General features: G+C 74.9%; 1 protein-coding gene. It reads right to left on the bottom strand.

All coding sequences use genetic code 11. The annotated features are described in order from the left end of the window. Positions 1-1,074 (bottom strand): thioesterase domain-containing protein (locus tag ACIQOV_RS42635; RefSeq protein ID WP_401056663.1); only part of this gene is annotated, 1,074 nt, incomplete at both ends.

The raw sequence follows: 1,074 nt of genomic DNA on the forward strand, positions 1-1,074 counted from the left end.
GGGGGTTCCCCTGTTCCTCCAGCAGGCGGGCCATCTCGAAGGCGACCAGCCCGCCGAAGGACCAGCCGGCCAGCAGGTACGGGCCGTCGGGCAGGACGGACCGCAGCTCCCGCAGGTAGCGCTGCGCCTGCTCCTCCACGGTGGCCAGGGGCGGCTCGTCGGTGTTGTAGCCGACGGCCTCCAGGCCGTGGACGGGCCGGCCGCCCGCAGGGGATTCGGCGAGGCGCCCGGTGAGCTGTCCGGCCAGGTGGAGGAAGGAGCACACGTCGCCGCTCTGCGGGTGCACCAGGATCAGCGGCGCCCGGCGGCGGTCCCCTTCGGCCAGCGGGACGACGAGCCGGCGCAGGGCCCGCGACGCGTGGGGCAGTTCCGCGCACAGGCCCTCGACGGTGGGATGGCGGAACACCGTGTTCAGCGGCACGGTGACCCCCCACTCCCGCCGGATCGCCTCCACCAGCTCGACCGCCCTGAGGGAGTGCCCGCCCAGCGCGAAGAAGTCGTCCCGGACGCCGACCCGCGGGGTGTCCAGCACACGCTCCCAGATCCCGGTCATCAGGAGTTCCGGCAGGTCCCGCGGCGGTAGCGCGCCCGCCTCGTGGCCGTGGCGGGCGGGCGCGGGCAGGGCCCCGCGGTCCACCTTGCCGTTGGTGGTCAACGGGATCCGGTCGAGTGCGGTCAGCGTCGTCGGCACCATGAACTCGGGCAGGGTCTCGCGCAGGGAGCGCCGCAGGTCCCCCAGGTCACCGGGCCGGTCCTGCCACACCAGGTAGCCGGCCAGTTCGGCGTCCGTCCCGCCGCCGCGCACCGTCACCGCGGCCCTGGCGACACCGGGCTGCGCGCACAGCGCGGCCTCGATCTCGCCCAGCTCGATCCGGTATCCCCGGATCTTCACCTGCTCGTCGGTGCGGCCGAGGAAGACGAGGCTGCCGTCCGGCAGGTACCGCGCCAGGTCGCCGGTCCGGTACAGCCGGCCGCCGGCCGCACCGAAGGGATCCGGCACGAAGCGCTCGGCGGTCAGCCCCGGCCGGTTGGCGTACCCGCGGGTGACGCCGACCCCACCGATGTGGATCTCCC

The sequence above is a fragment of the Kitasatospora sp. NPDC091257 genome (genome assembly GCF_044757675.1).
GTDB lineage: Bacteria > Actinomycetota > Actinomycetes > Streptomycetales > Streptomycetaceae > Kitasatospora > Kitasatospora lactacystinica.